The sequence below is a fragment of the Serratia sp. CY38905 genome (assembly GCF_052168875.1).
GTDB lineage: Bacteria > Pseudomonadota > Gammaproteobacteria > Enterobacterales > Enterobacteriaceae > Serratia > Serratia sarumanii.
Genome location: NZ_JBJNLV010000015.1, coordinates 1 through 19,713, shown reverse-complemented (window position 1 = coordinate 19,713; position 19,713 = coordinate 1). Strand labels below are relative to the sequence as shown.

Annotated in this window: 16 protein-coding genes and 1 riboswitch; of the genes, 9 read left to right on the top strand and 7 right to left on the bottom strand. The window is 60.1% G+C overall.

Features of this window, described 5'->3' with window-relative positions:
• Positions 1-100 precede the first annotated feature (100 nt).
• Together ppc and argE are read right to left on the bottom strand one after the other, a co-directional pair.
• Positions 101-2,737: a phosphoenolpyruvate carboxylase gene (ppc, locus tag ACJ8MK_RS22535; RefSeq protein ID WP_033638623.1), complete on the bottom strand. Its 2,637-nt coding sequence runs from the start codon at positions 2,735-2,737 to the stop codon at positions 101-103.
• Positions 2,738-2,994: 257 nt separating this feature from the next.
• Positions 2,995-4,140, bottom strand: coding sequence for an acetylornithine deacetylase (gene argE / locus ACJ8MK_RS22530; protein WP_033649896.1), 1,146 nt, complete (start codon positions 4,138-4,140; stop codon positions 2,995-2,997).
• 216 nt (positions 4,141-4,356) lie between these two features.
• On the opposite strand from argE, the gene argC reads away from it, so the two are divergent.
• From argC to argH, 4 genes are all read left to right on the top strand, one after another.
• The gene (gene argC / locus ACJ8MK_RS22525) at positions 4,357-5,361 is read left to right on the top strand and encodes an N-acetyl-gamma-glutamyl-phosphate reductase (RefSeq protein ID WP_442518074.1); all 1,005 of its coding nucleotides are present in this window, start codon (positions 4,357-4,359) and stop codon (positions 5,359-5,361) included.
• Positions 5,362-5,381: 20 nt separating this feature from the next.
• Entirely contained in the window at positions 5,382-6,155 is a 774-nt protein-coding gene (gene argB, locus ACJ8MK_RS22520; protein ID WP_033636427.1) for an acetylglutamate kinase, read from the top strand.
• Positions 6,156-6,180: 25 nt separating this feature from the next.
• Positions 6,181-7,401, top strand: coding sequence for an argininosuccinate synthase (locus ACJ8MK_RS22515; protein WP_033649897.1), 1,221 nt, complete (start codon positions 6,181-6,183; stop codon positions 7,399-7,401).
• A gap of 68 nt (positions 7,402-7,469) precedes the next feature.
• Positions 7,470-8,843 carry an argininosuccinate lyase gene (gene argH / locus ACJ8MK_RS22510; RefSeq protein WP_342176717.1) on the top strand — a complete coding sequence of 458 codons (1,374 nt, stop codon included), beginning with the start codon at positions 7,470-7,472 and terminating at the stop codon, positions 8,841-8,843.
• 36 nt (positions 8,844-8,879) lie between these two features.
• Here the strand turns inward: argH and ACJ8MK_RS22505 are convergent, their stop codons facing one another.
• The 3 genes from ACJ8MK_RS22505 to ACJ8MK_RS22495 all read right to left on the bottom strand — a co-directional run bounded on the left by ACJ8MK_RS22505 (position 8,880) and on the right by ACJ8MK_RS22495 (position 11,641).
• Complete coding sequence (locus tag ACJ8MK_RS22505; RefSeq protein WP_049234152.1) at positions 8,880-9,206, bottom strand: type II toxin-antitoxin system HicB family antitoxin; 327 nt, start codon at positions 9,204-9,206, stop codon at positions 8,880-8,882.
• 182 nt (positions 9,207-9,388) lie between these two features.
• Entirely contained in the window at positions 9,389-10,837 is a 1,449-nt protein-coding gene (locus tag ACJ8MK_RS22500) for a dihydrolipoyl dehydrogenase (protein WP_103799362.1), read from the bottom strand.
• A 72-nt stretch (positions 10,838-10,909) separates the two neighbouring features.
• Entirely contained in the window at positions 10,910-11,641 is a 732-nt protein-coding gene (locus ACJ8MK_RS22495; protein ID WP_019452251.1) for a glutathione peroxidase, read from the bottom strand.
• 151 nt (positions 11,642-11,792) lie between these two features.
• Here ACJ8MK_RS22495 and oxyR point away from each other — a divergent pair, with 151 nt between their 5' ends.
• Complete coding sequence (gene oxyR / locus ACJ8MK_RS22490) at positions 11,793-12,710, top strand: DNA-binding transcriptional regulator OxyR (protein ID WP_033636422.1); 918 nt, start codon at positions 11,793-11,795, stop codon at positions 12,708-12,710.
• Here the strand turns inward: oxyR and sthA are convergent.
• Positions 12,693-14,090, bottom strand: coding sequence for a Si-specific NAD(P)(+) transhydrogenase (gene sthA / locus ACJ8MK_RS22485; RefSeq protein WP_004931047.1), 1,398 nt, complete (start codon positions 14,088-14,090; stop codon positions 12,693-12,695). The genes oxyR and sthA overlap by 18 nt on opposite strands.
• Positions 14,091-14,307: 217 nt before the next feature.
• On the opposite strand from sthA, the gene fabR reads away from it, so the two are divergent.
• Together fabR and ACJ8MK_RS22475 are read left to right on the top strand one after the other, a co-directional pair.
• Positions 14,308-14,940, top strand: coding sequence for an HTH-type transcriptional repressor FabR (fabR, locus tag ACJ8MK_RS22480; protein WP_004931044.1), 633 nt, complete (start codon positions 14,308-14,310; stop codon positions 14,938-14,940).
• Positions 14,941-14,955: 15 nt separating this feature from the next.
• The gene (locus ACJ8MK_RS22475; protein ID WP_025304650.1) at positions 14,956-15,327 is read left to right on the top strand and encodes a YijD family membrane protein; all 372 of its coding nucleotides are present in this window, start codon (positions 14,956-14,958) and stop codon (positions 15,325-15,327) included.
• Positions 15,328-15,361: 34 nt separating this feature from the next.
• Here ACJ8MK_RS22475 and trmA read toward each other — a convergent pair whose 3' ends face one another.
• Complete coding sequence (gene trmA / locus ACJ8MK_RS22470) at positions 15,362-16,465, bottom strand: tRNA (uridine(54)-C5)-methyltransferase TrmA (RefSeq protein ID WP_033636420.1); 1,104 nt, start codon at positions 16,463-16,465, stop codon at positions 15,362-15,364.
• A gap of 115 nt (positions 16,466-16,580) precedes the next feature.
• Positions 16,581-16,800, top strand: a riboswitch (cobalamin riboswitch).
• 69 nt (positions 16,801-16,869) lie between these two features.
• Here trmA and btuB point away from each other — a divergent pair.
• Together btuB and murI are read left to right on the top strand one after the other, a co-directional pair.
• Entirely contained in the window at positions 16,870-18,741 is a 1,872-nt protein-coding gene (btuB, locus tag ACJ8MK_RS22465; protein ID WP_161727131.1) for a TonB-dependent vitamin B12 receptor BtuB, read from the top strand.
• Entirely contained in the window at positions 18,686-19,549 is an 864-nt protein-coding gene (murI, locus tag ACJ8MK_RS22460; protein ID WP_033636418.1) for a glutamate racemase, read from the top strand. Before btuB ends, murI begins: the two co-directional genes overlap by 56 nt.
• Positions 19,550-19,713: the final 164 nt, after the last annotated feature.

Genomic DNA, 19,713 nt, shown 5'->3' with positions numbered 1-19,713 from the left:
CCATTGAAAAAGGGCGTCGCTTACTGCGGCGCCTTTTTTTTGTGGGGGAAGACAAGACATAAAAAAACGGCCCCGATAAACGGGGCCGCGATGAGGCTCGCTAGCCGGTGTTGCGCATCCCGGCGGCGACGCCGGCGATGGTGACCATCAGCGCCTGCTCGACGCGGGCGTCCGGCTGCTCCTGCTGGCGTGAACGGTGCAGCAGCTCGGCCTGCAAGACGTTCAGCGGGTCGGTATAAACGTTGCGCAGCGCGATGGATTCGGCGATCCACGGCAGGTCTTCCATCAGGTGCGCATCGTTGGCGATGGTCAGCACCACCTTGATGTCGCTTTCCAACTGATCGCGCAGCTGTTGGCCCAGCGGCCACAGCGATTTATCCACCAGGCGCTGATCGTAGTATTCCGCCAGCCACAGGTCGGCCTTGGCGAACACCATTTCCAGCATGGCGATGCGGGTGGAGAAGAACGGCCAGTCGCGACACATCGCCTCCAGTTCCGCCTGTTTGCCGGCTTTCACCGCCTCCTGCAATCCGGCGCCGGCGCCGAGCCAGGCCGGCAGCATCAGGCGGTTCTGCGTCCAGGCGAAGATCCACGGAATGGCGCGCAGGCTCTCTACGCCGCCGTTCGGCTTGCGTTTGGCCGGGCGTGAGCCCAGCGGCAGTTTACCCAGCTCCAGCTCCGGCGTGGCCGCGCGGAAGTAAGGCACGAAGTCCGGGTTTTCACGCACGTAGCCGCGATACATCCGGCAGGAGGTGTCTGACAGATCGTCCATCAGCGCCCGCCATTCTTTCTTCGGTTCCGGCGGCGGCAGCAGGTTTGCCTCGAGGATCGCGCCGGCATACAGCGCCAGGCTGCTGATGGTGACTTCCGGCAGGCCGAATTTGAAGCGGATCATCTCGCCCTGTTCGGTGACGCGCAGGCCGCCCTTCAGGCTGCCCGGCGGCTGCGACAGCAGCGCCGCATGCGCCGGTGCGCCGCCGCGGCCGATGGAACCGCCGCGGCCGTGGAACAGCGTCAGCGCCACGCCGGCCTTTTCACAGGTTTTGATCAGCGCGTCCTGCGCGCGGTACTGCGCCCAGGAAGCGGCCATCACGCCGGCGTCTTTCGCCGAGTCGGAGTAGCCGATCATTACCATCTGTTTGCCCTGAATAAAGCCGCGATACCAGTCGATGTTCAGCAACTGAGTCATCACGTCGTCGGCGTTGTTCAGATCGTCGAGGGTTTCGAACAGCGGAGCGACCGGCAGCGCGAACGGGCAACCGGCCTCTTTCAGCAGCAGGTGCACCGCCAGCACGTCGGAAGGCGTGCGCGCCATCGAAATCACGTAGGCGGCGATCGAGCCCTGCGGCGCTTCGGCGATCACCCGGCAGGTTTCCAGCACTTCCTGCGTGTCGGCGCTCGGTTGCCATTTCAGCGGCACCAGCGGGCGTTTGGAGTTCAGTTCGCGGATCAGGAACGCCTGTTTATCGGCTTCCGACCAGCTTTCATAGTCGCCCAGCCCCAGGTAGCGGGTCAGCTCGGCGATGGCCTCGGTATGGCGGGTGCTTTCCTGGCGCACGTCGATCCGTACCAGCGGCACGCCGAAGCAGCGCACGCGGCGCAGGGTATCCAGCAGCTGACCGTTGGCGATGATGCCCATGCCGCAGGCCTGCAGCGATTGGTAGCAGGCATACAGCGGCTCCCACAGCTGCTCGTTGTTCACCAGCAGGTCGTGCGGCTTCAGCACGCGTTCGCCCTTCAGGCGGCCTTCCAGATAGGCCTGGGAGCTCATCAGCTGGCTGCGCAGCTGCTTCATGATTTCGCGGTACGGTTCCTGCACCTCGTCACCGCCGGCGCGGGCGCGCAGCTCCGGGGTACATTCGGTCATCGACAGCTCGGAGACCAGCACCTGAATATCGCGGGTGAACAGGTCGCAGGCTTTCCAGCGGCTGAGCAGCAGCACATGGCGGGTGATTTCGGCGGTCACGTTCGGGTTGCCGTCGCGGTCGCCGCCCATCCAGGAGGTGAAGCGCACCGGCACCGCTTCCGCCGGCAGGCTGTAATCGATGGAGTTTTCCAACTGCTCGTTGAACTCGCGCAGGAACGCCGGCACGCCTTCCCACAGGCTGTTTTCCACCACCGCGAAGCCCCATTTGGCTTCGTCGATCGGGGAAGGGCGATGTTTGCGAATTTCATCGGTGTGCCACGACTGGGCCACCAGCTGGCGCAGGCGGCGCATGATCTTGTTGCGCTCGTAGTCGGCCAGATCGTTGTGATCGAGCTGGCTGAGACAGGTGTTGACCTCCACCAGCTTGTGGATCAGGGTGCGGCGGGTGATCTCCGTCGGGTGCGCCGTCAGCACCAGCTCGATGGAAAGTTGCGACACCGCGTGCTGCAGCTCTTTGTCGCTGAGCTTTTTGTCTTTGAGGCGGCTGAACAGCTGCGCCAGCGCTTCCGGGTTGCTGGCGGCTTCGCCGTTGGGCGAAATGCTGTGGTACTGCTCGGCGACGTTGGTCAGGTTGAGGAACTGGCTGAAGGCGCGCGCCACCGGCAGCAGCTCGTCGTTGGACAGGTTCTGCAGGGTGGAGAGCAGCTCCTGGCGATGCGCTTCGTTGCCGGCGCGTGAGGATTTGGAAAGCTTACGGATGGTCTCAACGCGATCGAGAATATGCTCGCCCAGCGCTTCTTTGATGGTATCGCCGAGCAATTTGCCGAGCATACTGACATTACTGCGCATTGCCGAATATTGTTCGTTCATATAACCCCTGACCCAGTTCTGTATGATTTTTATCTTGTAAATAAATTTCACGCGTCAGGCGCAGACCGCCTGCCTGATCACATCGCGTTCCTGTCCAATCGTCAATTGACACTATTTTTAGCAAAAAAACATCAAAATCGGCGCATTTTCTGAAATTTAATTACGCCGCATCGGTTATCAGCGTGGCTTATTTCGCCGTTTTCTACTTATTTTGAGTTAGGGGAAGCATAGCGCGTTTCCCCTGTTAAATGTCGGGTTTACTGCCGGCAAAAGTGATTGACCAGCTGGCCCAGCAGTTTGCGCGTCGGTTCGATAAACGCGGTGTCGATGTATTCGTCCGGCTGGTGGGCCTGATCGATGGAACCGGGCCCGAGCACCAACGTCGGGCAGACCTGCTGTACGAACGGCGCTTCGGTGCAGTAGTTGACCACCTGCGTGCGGGTGCCCAGCAGCTCCTCGATCACCGCCACCATGCGGTGGTCGGTCGGGCATTCGTAACCCGGCACCGACGCGTGCAGCTCTTCGATGGTCAGGCGGCCCGGCCAGCGTTGGCTCACCGGCTCCAATGCCTGATGCATCAGCTCGTTGATGTTGTCGAGCGTCATGCCAGGCAGCGGGCGGATATCCAGGTGCAGCTCGCAGCAGGCGCAGATGCGGTTGGCCGCGTCGCCGCCGCTGATATGGCCGAAGTTCATGGTGGGATAAGGCACGGCGAACGCCGGATTGTTGTAGCGCTCCTGCAGGGTTTTGCGCAGCTCCATCAGGCGGCCGATGGATTCGTGCATCAGATCGATGGCGTTGACGCCGCGCGCCGGATCGCTGGAGTGGCCGGACTGGCCGACGATGCGAATGGCGTTGGCCATGTGGCCCTTGTGTGCGCGCACCGGCTGCAGCGAGGTCGGTTCGCCGATGATGGCGAAATCCGGACGAATGGCGGTGGAGGCGGCGAAATAACGTGCGCCGGCCATCGTCGTTTCTTCATCTGCGGTCGCCAGAATGTACAGCGGCTTGGTCAATTTGCTCGCGTCGATGTCGCGCACCGCATCCAGAATAAAGGCGAAGAAGCCTTTCATGTCGGCGGTGCCCAGGCCGTAGAGCTTGTTGTCGTGCTCGGTCAGGGTGAAGGGATCGCGCGTCCAGCGGCCTTCGTCGTAAGGCACCGTATCGGTATGGCCGGCCAGCAGCAGGCCACCGCTGCCTTCGCCGATGCTGGCCAGCAGGTTGAATTTGTGGCGCGATTCCGGCACCGGCTGTACGTCGACGCGAAAGCCCAGGTCGGCAAACCAGCCGGCCAGCAAGTTGATTAACGCCTCATTGCTCTGATCGAGGCCGGCATCGGTGGCGCTGATCGACTTCGTTGCGATCAACGCCCGGTACAGCTCAATAAATGGAGGTAATTTCATCTTCACTGTTGACAGCCTTTGGTTAGGATAGTATCAATATTCATGCATTTATTTTGAATAAAAATACAGTAAGCCGACGCGTAAGGGAACCCGATACCCGGATGTTTATAAAAGCATCAACGCCAGGCTCCGTGGGTGAACGGCGCAACAACGCTGGCTAGCCCTGTTACCTGGGTCGCAAGCGACCGCACGTCAGTTTAGAAGGTGAAAGGCCACATGTTGAATACGCTGATCGTTGGTGCCAGCGGTTACGCCGGAGCGGAGCTCACGGCTTACCTGAATCGCCACCCACACATGAACATAACCGCTTTAGCGGTTTCAGCGCAAAGTGCAGATGCAGGAAAGTTGCTTTCCGATCTCCATCCCCAGTTGAAAGGCATCGTCGATCTGCCGCTGCAGCCGTTGACCGACGTCGCCAAGGCGGCGCAGGGCATCGACGTGGTGTTCCTCGCCACCGCTCATGAAGTCAGCCACGATATCGCACCGGCCTTCCTGGCGGCGGGCTGCGTGGTGTTCGACCTGTCGGGCGCCTTCCGCGTGCAGGACGCCGATTTTTATAGCCAGTACTACGGTTTCGAGCATCAGCATGGCGCCCTGCTGGAGCAGGCGGTGTACGGCCTGGCGGAATGGCAGAGCGACAAGATTAAACAGGCGCAGCTGATTGCCGTGCCGGGCTGTTACCCGACGGCGGCGCAGCTGGCGCTGAAACCGTTGATCGAAAAACAGCTGCTGAACCTCGACCAGTGGCCGGTGATCAACGCCACCAGCGGCGTCAGCGGCGCCGGGCGCAAGGCCAGCATGACCACCAGCTTCTGCGAAGTGAGCCTGCAGCCATACGGTATTTTCACCCACCGGCACCAGCCGGAGATCGCCGCGCACCTGGGCGTGCCGGTCATCTTTACGCCGCACCTGGGCAACTTCCCGCGCGGCATCCATGAAACCATCACCTGCCGCCTGAAGGCCGGCGTGACCGCGCAGGACGTGGCCGCCGCCTACCACGCCGCCTATGACGACAAGCCTCTGGTGCGGCTGTACGACCAGGGCGTGCCGGCGCTGAAAGCGGTGGTGGGGCTGCCGTTCTGCGACATCGGTTTTGCGGTGCAGGGCGAGCATCTGATCGCCGTGGCGGTGGAAGACAACCTGCTGAAAGGCGCGGCGGCACAGGCGGTGCAATGCCTGAATATCCGTTTCGGCTTCCCGGAAACCCAGTCACTCCTTTAAACCAGCGTGAGTAAACAGCAATGAACCCGTTAATTATCAAGTTAGGTGGCGTGTTATTAGACAGTGAAGAAGCGCTGGAGCGTCTGTTTACCGCGCTGGACAGCTACCGGCAGCAGCATCAGCGCCCGCTGGTGATCGTGCACGGCGGCGGCTGCGTGGTGGACGAACTGATGAAGCAGCTCTCTTTGCCGGTGGTGAAAAAGAACGGCCTGCGGGTCACGCCGGCCGATCAGATCGACATCATCACCGGCGCGCTGGCCGGCACCGCCAACAAAACGCTGCTGGCGTGGGCGATTAAACACCAAATCAACGCCGTCGGCCTGAGCCTGGCGGACGGCGGCAGCGCAGTCGTGACCCCGCTCGATCCGGCATTGGGCCACGTCGGCAACGCGCAGCCCGGTTCCCCCGCGCTGCTCAATACCCTGCTGAGCGCCGGCTACCTGCCGGTTGTCAGCTCCATCGGCATCACCGCCGATGGGCAGTTAATGAACGTGAACGCCGATCAGGCGGCGACGGCGCTGGCGGCGACGCTGGGGGCGGATCTGATCCTGCTGTCGGACGTCAGCGGCATCCTCGACGGCAAGGGGCAACGCATTGCGGAAATGACGGCGCAAAAAGCGGAACAACTGATCGCGCAAGGCATTATCACCGATGGTATGGTGGTGAAGGTGAATGCGGCGCTCGACGCTGCCCGCACCCTCGGCCGCCCGGTGGATATCGCCAGCTGGCGCCATGCCGATCAGCTTCCTGCTTTGTTTAACGGTGTGTCGATTGGCACCCGGATCCTCGCTTAATTTTAGAATTAGAAAGGAATAGATCATGCAAAACCAAGGCATCAAAAAAATCGTTCTGGCGTACTCCGGCGGCCTGGATACCTCGGCCATCATTCCATGGCTGAAAGAGAACTACGGCGGCTGTGAAGTGGTGGCGTTCGTGGCGGACATCGGTCAGGAGCGCAGCGATCTGGAAGGCGTGGAGCAAAAAGCCCTGCAGTCCGGTGCCTCTGAATGTCACGTGGTCGATCTGCGTGAAGAATTTATCCGCGATTACGTTTATCCGGTGCTGCAGACCGGCGCCCTGTACGAGGGCAGCTACCTGCTGGGCACCTCGATGGCGCGGCCGATCATCGCCAAGGCGCAGGTCGAGCTGGCGTTGAAAGTGGGGGCCGACGCGCTGTGCCACGGTGCGACCGGCAAAGGCAACGATCAGGTGCGTTTCGAGACCACCTACACCGCGCTGGCGCCGCAGCTGAAAGTGGTGGCGCCGTGGCGTGAGTGGAATCTGCGTTCCCGTGAAGCGCTGCTGGATTACCTGAAAGAGCGCAACATCCCGACCACCGCGTCGCTGGAGAAGATCTACAGCCGCGATGAAAACGCCTGGCACATCTCCACCGAAGGCGGCGTGCTGGAAAGCCCGTGGAATGCGCCGAACAAAGATTGCTGGGTGTGGACCGTCGATCCGCAGGAAGCGCCGGACCAGCCTGAGCAGGTGACCGTGACCGTTGAGAAAGGCCGCGTTGTGGCGGTTAACGGTAAAGCGCTGTCGCCGTACCAGTGCCTGGAAACCCTGAACGCGCTGGGCGCCAAACACGGCGTCGGCCGTATCGACATCGTGGAAAACCGCCTGGTGGGCATCAAATCCCGCGGCTGCTATGAAACCCCGGGGGGCACCATCATGGTGGCGGCGCTGCGCGCCGTCGAGCAGTTGGTGCTGGACCGCGACAGCTTCAAATGGCGCGAGCAGCTGGGCCTGGAGATGTCCTATGTGGTGTACGACGGCCGCTGGTTCGCGCCGCTGCGCCGCTCGCTGCAGGCCTCTGCCGAAGCATTGGCTGAAGAGGTGAACGGTGAAGTGGTGCTGCAGCTGTACAAAGGCCAGGTGACGGCGATCCAGAAAAAATCCGCCAACAGCCTGTACTCCGAAGAGTTCGCCACCTTCGGCGAAGACGAAGTTTACGATCACAGCCACGCGGGCGGCTTTATCCGCCTGTTCTCTCTGTCTTCACGCATCCGCGCGTTGAACGAGAAAAAGAATAAATAATCGATTGGCGTGACTCTGCAAGGGCGCAGCATGCTGCGCCCTTTCGCATAAAAATTCAGGAGTAAGATATGGCACTTTGGGGCGGACGGTTCACTCAGGCGGCGGATCAGCGGTTCAAGCAACTCAATGATTCGCTGCGGTTCGATTATCGCCTGGCGGAGCAGGATATCGTGGGCTCGGTGGCCTGGTCGAAGGCGCTGGTGACCGTTAACGTGTTGACGGCAACGGAGCAACAGCAGCTGGAGCAGGCGCTGAATGCGCTACTGACGGAGGTCCAGGCCGATCCTTTGGCGATCGTCCAAAGCGATGCCGAAGACATCCACAGCTGGGTGGAGCAGAAGCTGATCGAGAAGGTCGGCGATTTGGGCAAGAAGCTGCACACCGGCCGCAGCCGCAACGATCAGGTCGCGACCGATCTGAAGCTGTGGTGCAAACAGCAGATCGGCGACCTGTATCAGGCGATCGTCCAGCTGCAGCAGGCGCTGGTGGAGACCGCCGAAGCCAACCAGGATGCGGTGATGCCGGGGTATACCCACCTGCAACGCGCGCAGCCGGTGACTTTCGCGCACTGGTGCCTGGCCTATGTCGAGATGCTGGCGCGCGATGAGAGCCGCCTGCAGGATACCCTGAAACGGCTGGACGTCAGCCCGCTGGGCAGCGGCGCGCTGGCCGGCACCGCTTATCCTATCGATCGCGAGCAGCTGGCCGGCTGGCTGGGCTTCGCCTCGGCGACCCGCAACAGCCTGGACAGCGTATCCGATCGCGATCACGTGCTGGAGCTGCTGTCCAACGCCGCCATCAGCATGGTGCACCTGTCGCGCTTCGCCGAAGACCTGATCTTCTTCAACAGCGGTGAAGCGGCGTTTGTCGAGCTGTCCGACCGCGTGACCTCCGGCTCTTCGCTGATGCCGCAGAAGAAAAACCCGGACGCGCTGGAGCTGATCCGCGGCAAGTGCGGCCGCGTACAGGGCGCGCTGACCGGCATGATGATGACGCTGAAAGGCTTGCCGCTGGCGTACAACAAAGACATGCAGGAAGATAAAGAAGGGCTGTTCGACGCGCTCGACACCTGGATGGACTGTCTGCAGATGGCGGCGCTGGTGCTGGACGGCATTCAGGTGAAGCGCCCGCGCTGCCAGGAAGCGGCGGAGCAGGGCTATGCCAACGCCACCGAACTGGCGGATTACCTGGTCGCCAAGGGCGTGCCGTTCCGCGAGGCGCACCATATCGTCGGCGAGGCGGTGGTAGAAGCGATTCGCCAGGGCAAACCGCTGGAAGCGCTGCCGCTGGCGGACTTGCAGCAGTTCAGCGCAACGATCGGCGACGACGTTTACCCGATCCTGGCCTTGCAATCCTGCCTGGACAAGCGTGCGGCCAAAGGCGGCGTCGCGCCGCAGCAGGTGGCCGCGGCAATCGCCGCAGCGAAACAGCGTTTGGCTTGACGACGACAAGGGCGGCCCGGTGCCGCCCTTGAACCTCTACCCCGCCAGGCGTGCGCACAGATAACGGTTCAGACTCACGCCTTCCTCCATCGCGCCGATCGCCAGCCGCCGATGCTGTTCCGGCGTCATGCGCAACACCAGTTTTCCGCTGAAGTTCTTTTCCGCCAGCGCCTGCGGCGGCGTTTCACCTTGCGCCAACATATCGTCGATCGTTTCGCTCACCACTTTTTCGATACCCTCCAGTGCGCCGGTACGCGTGGCCGCCAGCCAGGACAACGAGGGGAATTCGGCGCATAGCCCGACATATTCACGATCATCCGCTGACCAGGTGATGCGATAGGTATAGTGTTCATGCTTTTCCATGTTCTTCCTCCATTCTGGCTCCCTGCTTTATTCTAGTATCGTTATTGGTATCACTTCAATGTCGAAGCATAAAAAATGAACGCAGAAGGGCCGTGAGGCAAGAGGAGGGAGGAAAATGTGGAAAGTGCTGCGCAAAAAAACCGGGCCTGAAGGCCCGGTGGGGATGAGCGGAGAATGAGAGGTTATTCGCCCGGGCAGCGCTGGCAGCGCTCGATTTCGGTCGTGCCGAGTTTGAGTTTCGCCTGCAGGTCACGCAGCGCAGTGCGCAAGCCTTCCTCGATCACCGGGTGATAGAACGGCATGTCCAGCATCTGATCGACGGTCATCTGTTGCTGATGCGCCCAGGCCAACAGGTGCGCGATGTGTTCGGCGTCCGGGCCGATCATTTCCGCGCCGAGGAAACGGCCGGTGCCTTGCTCGCCGTAGACGTGCAGAATGCCTTTGTTGCGCAGCATCACCCGCGAGCGGCCCTGATTCTCAAACGAGACCTTGCCCACTTCAAAGCAGCCGCAGGCGCTGAACTTCTCGCTCAGCTCGCGGAAGGTCGAGCCGACCATGGCGATCTGCGGATCGGAGAACACCACTGAAATCGCGCTGCGGCGCAGGCCCGGATTGATCTCCGGGAAGCTGCCGGCGTTGGCGCCGGCGATGCGCGCCTGATCGCTGGCCTCATGCAGCAGCGGCAGCTGGTTGCTGGCGTCGCCGGCAATGAAAATATGCGGCACGCTGGTTTGCATCGTCAGGCGGTCGGCCAACGGCACGCCTCGGGCGTCGAGCTGTAAGCCGGTGTTTTCGAGGCCCAGCCGATCGACGTTGGGGCGGCGGCCGGTGGCGGCCAGCACGTAGTCCACCAGGATCTCCTGCGGTTGGCCCTGCAGATCCCGATAGCGGATAAATACGCGGTCGCCTTCGCGCTGCATCATCTCTACCTTCACGTCGGCGTCGAGATAGAACTCTTCCCCCAGCGCGTTGGCGGCGTAGTCGCGCACGGCGCTGTCGGTCAGCGGCCCGACGGCGCCGCCGATGCCGAAGACCTTGGTGTCGACACCGAGGCGGTGCAGCGCTTGCCCCAGCTCGAGCCCGATGACGCCGGGGCCGAATACCGCTACGGACTGCGGCAAATCATCCCAGTTGAACAGATCGTCGTTGACGATCAGACGATCGCCCAGTTCGTTCCACGGCGCCGGCCAGCTGGGGCGGGAACCGGTGGCGATCACGATGCGCTGCGCCACGATGCGCGTATGCTCGTCGACCTGCAGCGTGTTGTCGTCGATAAAGCGGGCATAGCCCTGAATTTTGTCGCCGGCCGGGATCTCGTCCACGCCTTCCAGCACGAAGCTGACGAAGCGATCGCGTTCGCGTTTGACGCGCGCCATCACTTCGCGCCCGTCGATGCGGGTTGTACCGGTTGGGTGCACGCCAAAGCCCGGCGCGCGTTCGATTTGATGCACCGCTTCGGCGGCGGCTATCAATAATTTGGATGGCATGCAGCCAACGCGCGCACAGGTGGTGCCGTAAGGCCCGCCTTCGATCATCACCACGCTGGGGGTAGACAGTTTGGCCGCGCGATAGGCGCCGAGCCCTGCGGTGCCGCCGCCGATGACCGCAACATCAACGTTCAACAGTTTCATATCCGCTCCTGAAAGGTAAAAAAAGGGCGGGCCGTAGCCCGCCAAAGTTCACGTTGGCTTTGTTATTACTTATTAAGCTGACAGGAAAGTTTCCAGATCGTCGCTGCCGCCGATGTGACGGCCGCCGATGAACACTTGCGGCACCGTGGCGCGGCCGCTGACGGCGCGCAGGCTGACGGTGGTGGCGTCTTTGCCCAGTACGATCTCTTCATACTGAATGCCGCGCTCTTGCAGCATCTGCTTGGCTTTGGCGCAGAATGGGCAGCCCGGCTTGGTGAACAGGGAGACCGACTCCTGCACTTTGAATTCCGGCGCCAGGTATTTCAGCATGGTGTCGGCGTCGGACACTTCAAACGGATCGCCCGGCTTGTTCGGTTCGACGAACATTTTCTCGACCACGCCGTCGCGCACCAGCATCGAGTAGCGCCATGAACGCGGGCCAAAGCCCAGATCCGCTTTCTCGACCAGCATGTTCATGCCTTTGGTGAATTCACCGTTGCCGTCCGGCACGAAGGTGATGTTTTCCGCATGCTGATCGGCTTTCCAGGCGTTCATCACAAAGGTATCGTTCACCGAGACGCACAGAATGCCGTCGACGCCGTGCTGCTTGAATACGCTGGACAGTTCGTTGTAGCGCGGCAGATGGCTCGAAGAACAGGTTGGCGTAAATGCGCCCGGCAGCGAGAACACGATAACGGTTTTGTTTTTGAACAGGTCATCAGTGGTCACATCAATCCATTGGTCGCCCTGACGGGTGTGGAAAGTAACCTGAGGAACTTTCTTGCCTTCTTGACTGGTAAACATTGATTAACCCCTTAATTAGCAAAATTAATTTTTAGCATTTAGCGCGATATCGCTTCGTTGGGACACATTATTGTCGCTGGGGGTTGATAGATCTAATCGCTCATTGCTATCTTATCTATCGCCATGAGCTATCATGGAATGGAGGGAAACAATGAATATTCGTGATTTAGAGTATCTGGTCGCCTTGGCCGAGCACCGGCACTTCCGCCGCGCGGCCGATTCATGCCATGTAAGCCAACCCACGCTGAGCGGGCAGATCCGCAAGCTGGAAGACGAGTTGGGCGTCATGCTGCTCGAGCGCACCAGCCGCAAGGTGCTGTTCACCCAGGCGGGTCTGCTGCTGGTGGAGCAGGCGCGTACCGTGCTGCGCGAAGTGAAAGTATTGAAGGAGATGGCCAGCCAGCAGGGCGAAGCCATGTCCGGGCCGCTGCACATCGGCCTGATCCCGACCGTGGGGCCTTATCTGCTGCCGCAGATCATCCCGACGCTGCACAAAACCTTCCCGAAACTGGAAATGTACCTGCACGAAGCGCAAACCCAGCAACTGCTGGCGCAACTCGACAGCGGCAAATTGGACTGCGCCATTCTGGCATTGGTGAAGGAAACCGAGGCGTTTATCGAAGTGCCTCTGTTCGATGAACCGATGAAGCTGGCGGTGTATTCCGATCACCCGTGGGCGCAGCGCGAGCGCGTGGCGATGCCGGATTTGGCGGGAGAGAAGCTGCTGATGCTGGAGGATGGCCACTGCCTGCGCGATCAGGCGATGGGCTTCTGCTTCCAGGCGGGCGCGGACGAAGATACCCACTTCCGCGCCACCAGTCTGGAAACGCTGCGCAATATGGTCGCGGCCGGCAGCGGCATTACCCTGCTGCCGTCACTGGCGGTGCCGCCGCAGCGCGAACGCGACGGCGTCTGCTATCTGGATTGCTACAAGCCGGAACCGAAGCGCACCATCGCGTTGGTGTATCGCCCCGGTTCCCCACTGCGCAGCCGTTATGAGCAGTTGGCCGAAGCGATCCGCGAGCACATGCAGGGCTACATCGACAACGCGTTAAAACAGGCGGTTTAAGCCGTTAAGCGCCGCCACCCGGTAGGCTTCGGCCATGGTCGGATAGTTGAAGGTCGTATTAACGAAATACTCGATAGTATTGCCTTCACCTTTCTGTTCCATGATCGCCTGGCCGATGTGGATGATCTCCGCCGCACGCTCGCCGAAGCAGTGGATCCCGAGGATCTGCAGGGTGTCGCGATGGAACAGGATCTTCAGGCTGCCTACGTTCATCCCGGCGATCTGCGCGCGCGCCAGATGCTTGAACTGGGCGCGGCCCACTTCATACGGCACCTTCATCGCCGTCAGTTCCTGCTCGGTTTTGCCGACGGAGCTGATTTCCGGAATGGTGTAGATGCCGGTCGGGATATCTTCGATTAGGTGACCGCTGGCTTCGCCGGAAGCGATCGCCTGCGCGGCGATGCGGCCCTGATCGTAGGCGGCGGAAGCCAGGCTCGGATAGCCGATCACGTCACCGACCGCATAGATGTGCGACAGCGCGGTTTGGTACATGCTGTTCACCTTCAGCAGCCCGCGGCTGTCCGATTCCAGGCCGACGTTTTCCAACCCCAGCGAATCTGTGTTGCCGGTACGGCCGTTGGCGTACAGCAGGCAGTCCGCTTTCACCTTCTTGCCGGACTTCAGGTGCACGATCACGCCGTCTTCGGTGCCTTCAATCTTCTCGAACTCCTCGTTGTGGCGGATCACCACGCCGTTGTTCCAGAAGTGGTAAGAGAGCGAATCCGACATCTCCTGATCGAGGAATGCCAGCAGGCGATCGCGGGTGTTGATCAGATCGACCTTGACGTTCAGACCGCGGAAGATAGAAGCGTATTCGCAGCCGATCACCCCGGCGCCGTAAATGATCACGTGGCGCGGTTCATGGCTCAGCTCGAGAATGGAGTCGCTGTCATAGATGCGCGGGTGATTGAAATCGACGCTGGCCGGGTGATAAGGGCGCGAGCCGCAGGCGATCACGATGTGGTCGGCGCGGATGGTGTCCTGGGTGCCGTCCATGTAGCTGACGCTGACGGTGTTGGCGTCGATGAAACGCGCGTCGCCGGCGAACAGTTTGCACTGGTTCCGCTCATAGAACCCTTGGCGCATGCGGGTTTGCTGGCTGATGACGTTATCGGCGTGGCGTAAAATGTCAGGGAAGGTCGCGCTGAGCGTGCGCGAGTTGTTGTAAAGCGGGTTCTGGTTGAATTCGATAATGCGGCTGACGGCGTGGCGGAGGGCTTTGGAAGGGATGGTGCCCCAGTGGGTACATCCGCCGCCTACGTTGTTGTACCGTTCGATAACGGCCACGCGGGCGCCCTGTTTCACCAGCCCCATGGCGGCACCTTCACCACCAGGGCCCGAGCCAATCACAATGGCATCAAATTGATAGTGCTGTTGCATGTAGGAGAGACCTGTTTTTTATACAAGATTACAACGGTATCTTAACATCATAGCGCTGCTCACCCAATCACCATTAGGCTTTTTGAGGCAAAGCACAATCGGCTCAGGGCGGAAGTGTGATAGAGCGCGTTAGTATAAATGCTGTTGCAATAAAATTTGCTATATTGCCGAGTCTAGGGCGTTAGACTGAGAGAATGGAACCTATCCGGATATGCATATGGGCGTCAGAGCACAACAAAAAGAACGGACTCGTCGTTCCCTGATCGAAGCCGCATTCAGCCAGCTGAGCGCCGAACGCAGCTTCGCCAGCCTGAGCCTGCGGGAAGTTTCACGCGAGGCGGGCATCGCGCCCACGTCGTTTTACCGCCATTTCCGCGATGTGGATGAGCTGGGGCTGACCATGGTGGACGAAAGCGGCCTGATGCTGCGTCAGTTGATGCGCCAGGCGCGCCAACGCATCGCCAAGGGCGGCAGCGTGATCCGCACCTCGGTGTCCACCTTTATGGAATTTATCGGCAACAACCCGAACGCCTTCCGTCTGCTGCTGCGCGAGCGCTCCGGCACGTCGGCGGCATTCCGTGCGGCGGTGGCGCGCGAGATCCAGCATTTCATCGCCGAACTGGCGGACTACCTCGAGTTGGAAAACCACATGCCGCGCAGCTTTACCGAAGCGCAGGCGGAAGCGATGGTCACCATCGTGTTCAGCGCCGGCGCGGAAGCGCTGGATATCGACGTCGAGCAGCGGCAGCAGCTGGAAGAGCGGCTGGTGCTGCAGCTGCGGATGATCTCCAAAGGGGCGTATTACTGGTATCGCCGCGAACAAGAAAAAGCTTCTGTGTCCCACGTATAAAAAAGGTAAAAAATGATGGAAAAACCAGGCCGTGAAAATGGCACCTTACTGCTGGCGTTGATTGCCGGCCTTTCGATCAACGGTTCGTTTGCCGCGCTGTTCAGCTCGGTGGTGCCGTTTTCGATCTTCCCGCTGATCGCGTTGGTGCTGGCGGTGTACTGCCTGCATCAGCGTTACCTGAACCGCGCTATGCCGGACGGCATGCCGAAGCTGGCGGCGGCCTGTTTCCTGCTGGGGCTGCTGCTGTACAGCGCCATCGTGCGCGCCGAATATCCGCAGATCGGCTCCAACTTCCTGCCGTCGGTGATCTGCGTGGCGCTGGTGCTGTGGATCGGGATGAAACTGAAGGCGCGCAAGGCGCCGGATGCGCCGACTCAAGAGTCGTAATGAAACGGGGCGCCATGATGGCGCCCCTGTCGTATCAGCGGTGCTTCTCCAGCAACACGCCGCATTCCATGTGATGGGTATACGGGAACTGATCGAACAGCGCCAGGCGGCTGACCCGGTGCGTGGCCTGCAGCGTTTCCAGGTTGGCGCACAGCGTTTCCGGATTGCATGAGATATAGAGAATGCGCGGGTAGGCCTGCACCATCTTCACCGTTTCCTCGTCCAGCCCGCTGCGCGGCGGATCGACGAAAATCGTCTCGCAGTTGTAGCCGCTCAGATCGATGCCTTTCAATCGGTTGAATTCGCGCACCCCGTTCATCGCCTGGGTGAAGTCTTCCGCCGCCATGCGAATGATCTGCACGTTGTCGATATGGTTGGCGGCGATGTTGTACTGCGCCGCCGCCACCGACGGTTTGGCAATCTCGGTCGCCAGCACGCGCTCGAAATTGCGCGCCAGCGCCAGCGAGAAGTTGCCGTTGCCGCAATACAGCTCCAGCAAATCGCCTTTGGAACCGGCGGTCACCGCCAGCGCCCATTCCAGCATCTGTACGTTCATGGCCGCGTTGGGCTGAGTGAAGCTGTTTTCCACCTGGCGGTAGATCATGTCGCGGCCGGCGACCGGCAGCACTTCGTCAACATAATCCTGGTCGAGCATGATTTTGGTCTTCGACGCCCGGCCGATCAGCTGCAGGTCGAAACCCTGCGCGCGCAGATCGTCACGCAGCTGCTCGGCGCGCCGTTGCCAAACGTCATCCAGCTTGCGGTGGTACAGCAGCGAGGCGATGATTTTGCCGCTTTGCGTCGACAGATAATCGATCTGGAACAGCTTGTGACGCAGGATCGGTTCCGGTTTCAGCGCGGCGATCAGGGCGCTCATCAGGCGGTTGATCAGTTCGCTGGCGGCCGGGAACCGATCGACGCGAATACGCTGCTTGGTCTGCTGATCGAACATGATGTGGTACATGTCGTCCGCGTCGTGCCAGATGCGGAATTCGGCGCGCATGCGGTAGTGGTCGACTGGCGAGCGGAACACTTCCGGCTCGGGCGCCGCGAACGGTGACATCAACGTCTTCAGGCGGGCGACTTTCTCCGCCAGTTGGTCATCGTAACGTTCAATAGGCAAATTCTCGGGCGTCATGTGTGTCTTCTCGTCAGGCAAATTTGATCAGCGGGGATTGTAGGGAATCAGCCCGTGAAGTCCAGTTTTGTCGCGTTTATTATTTGTAACATTAGTAGCAGTCTAGACATCTATTTTCATTGATCGTAGCATTGCCGTCCGGCCTCAAGCAGCGAGTGAAAAGGGAATCCGGTGTGAATCCGGAGCTGACGCGCAGCGGTAAGGGGAAGTCACGGCGATAGCGTTTCGACGCAGACACTGTCCATTGCAGGATGGGAAGTCATCGCCCGTTGCCGGTCGCGCCCCGCGGCCTGCAAATCCCAAGCCCGAAGACCTGCCGGTGTTACGTCGCAATGTCCGTGGCCGTCGCGAACTACCGGCCATGATCCTGCGGCATCCGCCAATTAAGTTTGGATGCTTTTCTCATGACAATTACAAAAAATACGCTGCTGGCGGTGGTTTCCTCCGTCACGGCTTTTTCTGGATGGGCGCAAGACAACACCACAACCACGAATGGCGATAACCTGGTGGTGACCGCCAACCGCTTCCCGCAGCCGGTTTCTTCCGTGCTGGCGCCGACTTCCATCGTCACCCGCAACGATATCGATCGCTGGCAGGCCAAGAGCCTGACCGACGTGATGCGCCGCCTGCCGGGCGTGGATGTTGGCCAGAACGGCGGGCTGGGGCAAAAGAGCTCGCTGTTTATTCGCGGCACCAACTCCAGCCACGTGCTGGTGCTAATTGACGGCATTCGCCTTAATCAGGCGGGCGTCAGCGGTTCTTCCGATCTTAGCCAAATCCCAATTTCGCTGGTGCAGAAAGTCGAATACATCCGCGGCCCGCGCTCGGCGGTGTACGGCTCCGACGCCATCGGCGGCGTGGTCAACATCATTACCACCCGCGAAAAGAACGGCACGACGCTTTCCGCCGGCCTCGGCTCCAACGGCTATCAATCCTATGACGCGTCGACCCAACAGCAGCTGGGCGACAGCACCGTGGCGACGGTGGCAGGGAATTACACTTATACCAAAGGGTATGATGTGGTGGCCTATGGCAGTACCGGTATGCAAAGCCAGCAGGATCGCGATGGTTTTATGAGTAAATCACTGTATGGTGCGCTTGAGCATCAGTTCAGCGAATCGGTCAGCGGTTTTGTACGTGGGTATGGCTACGACAACCGCACGGCGTACGATAGTTACTATTCCTCTCCGGCCAGCTCTCTGCTAGATACTCGCAAGCTGTACAGCCAAACCTGGGATACCGGATTGCGTTATAAAGAAGGCATTTACGCAACACAATTGACCGGCAGCTACAGCCATAGCAAGGATTACGATTACGATCCTCGCCGCGGTATGCATGATAGCTCGGCCAGCCTGGTGGATTCCGAACAGTACAACCTGCAGTGGGGCAATACGCTGCAGGTTGGACAGGGGACCGTAAGCTCTGGCGTCGACTGGCAGCAACAGAAAATCAAACCGGACTCCACCACCGTAAAGGGTGAAAAAAGCCAACGTGATGCAGGCATCTATCTGACCGCGCAGCAACTGGTTGGCCCGGTGACGCTGGAAGGCGCGGTTCGGGGTGACGATCATTCCGAGTTTGGCTGGCACGGCACCTGGCAAACCAGCGCGGCCTGGGAGTTCGTCGAGGGATACCGTTTTATCGCGTCGTATGGCACGGCGTTCAAAGCACCGAATATGAGCCAGCTATACGGCAACTTCGGTAACAACACCGATCTGAAACCGGAAGAAAGCAAGCAGTGGGAAGGTGGCTTTGAAGGGCTGACCGGCCCGGTGACCTGGCGCATCTCCGGTTATCGCAACGACATCGACAATTTGATCGATTCCACGGGGGAAACCAACTACGTCTATTACAACGTGGGTAAGGCGACCATCAAAGGGATTGAAGCGACGGCGTCTTTTGATACCGGCCCGTTGACGCACCAGATTGGTTACGATTATGTCGACCCGCGCAACGCAAAAACTCACGAAGTGCTGCTGCGCCGCGCCAAACAGCAGGTGAAATATGAGCTGGACTGGCAGCTGTATGACTTTGACTGGGCGGTGACTTATCAATATTTGGGTCAACGTTATGACAAGGACTACAGTACCTATCCGGAGCAGAGCGTGAAACTCGGCGGCGTGAGCCTGTGGGATCTCGCAGTTTCGTATCCGGTCACATCTCATCTGACAGTTCGTGGTAGAATTGCCAACCTGTTTGATAAAGATTATGAGACGGCCTATGGCTACGCTACTCCAGGAAGAGAATACTACCTCACTGGAAGCTATACCTTCTAACAGCACCGCCACACCTCGCCCGACGGTGCTGGTTTTCGATTCCGGCGTCGGCGGGCTGTCGGTATATCAGGAGATTCGGCAGTTGCTGCCGGATCTCCACTATATATACGCTTTCGACAACGTGGCGTTCCCCTACGGTGAGAAGTCCGAAGAGTTTATCGTTGAGCGTGTGGTGGAGATTGTCGGCGCAGTGCAGCAGCGGCATCCTCTGGCGATTGTCGTCATTGCCTGCAACACCGCCAGCACCGTTTCCTTGCCGGCCCTGCGCGAGCGTTTCAGCTTCCCGGTCGTGGGCGTGGTGCCCGCCATCAAGCCTGCCGCCCGTCTTACCGTTAACGGCATCGTCGGCCTGTTGGCGACCCGCGGCACCGTACAGCGCAGCTACACCCACGAACTGATTTCCCGTTTCGCTACCGACTGCAAGATTGAACTGCTGGGCTCTTCAGAGCTGGTGGAGCTGGCGGAGGCCAAGCTGCACGGTGAAGCCGTGCCGTTGCCGGTACTGAAGAAGATCCTGCATCCGTGGCTGAGCATGCGCGAGCCGCCGGATACCGTCGTGCTGGGCTGCACCCATTTCCCTCTATTAGCTGAAGAGCTGATGCAGGTGTTGCCGGAAGGCACCCGGCTGGTGGATTCCGGCGCGGCGATTGCCCGTCGTACCGCCTGGCTCATCTCGACGCAGGAAAATCTGGTCTCGAGCCAGGAAGAGAATCTGGCCTATTGCATGGCGTTGAATGAAGATACTGACGCTTTATTGCCCGTTTTGCAGAGCTACGGCTTTAAATCGTTGAAAAAACTGCCGCTTTAACGGTGTTTTGGTTAAACATTCAACGGTCGGAAAAAATATTGAAAATAGGGGTTGCGGCCTGCCGAGAACTCCCTATAATGCGCCTCCACTGACCGGGAACAACGACTGACAAGCCGCCGGGTCAGCGAGAAGACAGCGAAATAAACGCTTGACTCTCCGGGCTA

Coding starts and splice junctions, on each gene's coding strand:
- ACJ8MK_RS22500 (WP_103799362.1), bottom strand. CDS start 10,837: ATGAAACTGTTGAACGTTGATGTTGCGGTCATCGGCGGCGGCACCGCA.
- btuB (WP_161727131.1), top strand. CDS start 16,870: ATGACAATTACAAAAAATACGCTGCTGGCGGTGGTTTCCTCCGTCACG.
- argE (WP_033649896.1), bottom strand. CDS start 4,140: ATGAAATTACCTCCATTTATTGAGCTGTACCGGGCGTTGATCGCAACG.
- argB (WP_033636427.1), top strand. CDS start 5,382: ATGAACCCGTTAATTATCAAGTTAGGTGGCGTGTTATTAGACAGTGAA.
- trmA (WP_033636420.1), bottom strand. CDS start 16,465: ATGACGCCCGAGAATTTGCCTATTGAACGTTACGATGACCAACTGGCG.
- murI (WP_033636418.1), top strand. CDS start 18,686: ATGGCTACGCTACTCCAGGAAGAGAATACTACCTCACTGGAAGCTATA.
- argH (WP_342176717.1), top strand. CDS start 7,470: ATGGCACTTTGGGGCGGACGGTTCACTCAGGCGGCGGATCAGCGGTTC.
- ppc (WP_033638623.1), bottom strand. CDS start 2,737: ATGAACGAACAATATTCGGCAATGCGCAGTAATGTCAGTATGCTCGGC.
- ACJ8MK_RS22505 (WP_049234152.1), bottom strand. CDS start 9,206: ATGGAAAAGCATGAACACTATACCTATCGCATCACCTGGTCAGCGGAT.
- oxyR (WP_033636422.1), top strand. CDS start 11,793: ATGAATATTCGTGATTTAGAGTATCTGGTCGCCTTGGCCGAGCACCGG.
- ACJ8MK_RS22475 (WP_025304650.1), top strand. CDS start 14,956: ATGGAAAAACCAGGCCGTGAAAATGGCACCTTACTGCTGGCGTTGATT.
- sthA (WP_004931047.1), bottom strand. CDS start 14,090: ATGCAACAGCACTATCAATTTGATGCCATTGTGATTGGCTCGGGCCCT.
- fabR (WP_004931044.1), top strand. CDS start 14,308: ATGGGCGTCAGAGCACAACAAAAAGAACGGACTCGTCGTTCCCTGATC.
- argC (WP_442518074.1), top strand. CDS start 4,357: ATGTTGAATACGCTGATCGTTGGTGCCAGCGGTTACGCCGGAGCGGAG.
- ACJ8MK_RS22515 (WP_033649897.1), top strand. CDS start 6,181: ATGCAAAACCAAGGCATCAAAAAAATCGTTCTGGCGTACTCCGGCGGC.
- ACJ8MK_RS22495 (WP_019452251.1), bottom strand. CDS start 11,641: ATGTTTACCAGTCAAGAAGGCAAGAAAGTTCCTCAGGTTACTTTCCAC.